Here is a 707-nt window from a genome sequence, read left to right on the forward strand (position 1 = left end):
TTAAAAATTCCATTGGTACATTTAGTAGTTTAATAGGATATTTACCTTGGACATTATCTTCAGAAGGTAGAGCGAATAGCTTATTGTATTCATGGTCAGGTGCATTTGTTAAAACAACATAATCATCTAAGTTAACACCCTTAAAATACTTATTATAAAATTCAATTGGGGTTAAGTTCTTGTCTAAATGGTACTTCTTATCGTCATCACGATATTCCAAGTCAAACTTCTTAGGTGGTTCACCAACAGCAATTGCCGTCATACGGTAAACTTCACTCAAGAATTTTTTTCGAGCTTTTTCAGCTGCTTCTAAGTCACCAGCCTGGACTAATTTCCTAAGTACTAATGCATCTTTCTTTTCTTTTTGGGCAAGTGCTTCTGCTAAAGCAGATGTATTATTAGTATTGGCAGTTTCAGGCATTGCATATGTAGGAACTACTCCATACTTTTCAACTAATGAAATTGCCATATGCCATTGACCACCATCATCTAAAGGCTTATTAGCAGTTTCTAGAACGTAGTTATAAAAGTTATTAGCACGTTCTACCTTATCCCAGAAAAAGTTGTAAGCTTGTGAAAAAGTGAAGTTCTTAGCCTTGTATTCTTTTCCAAAATGGTGGCGCAATACATTTAAAGTTGCAAAAAGCCAGCAACGACCTGATTGAAGTTGGTTAGTAACATTTTCAGTATCTAATTCTGTTGAAAAA

The 707-nt window shown here is 34.5% G+C and carries 1 protein-coding gene; it reads right to left on the bottom strand.

What is annotated here, in order from left to right; genetic code table 11:
- Nucleotides 1–707 (bottom strand): C1 family peptidase (locus ACNDLV_RS07865; RefSeq protein ID WP_498883073.1); only part of this gene is annotated, 707 nt, incomplete at both ends.

The organism is Lactobacillus fornicalis (genome assembly GCF_055362665.1).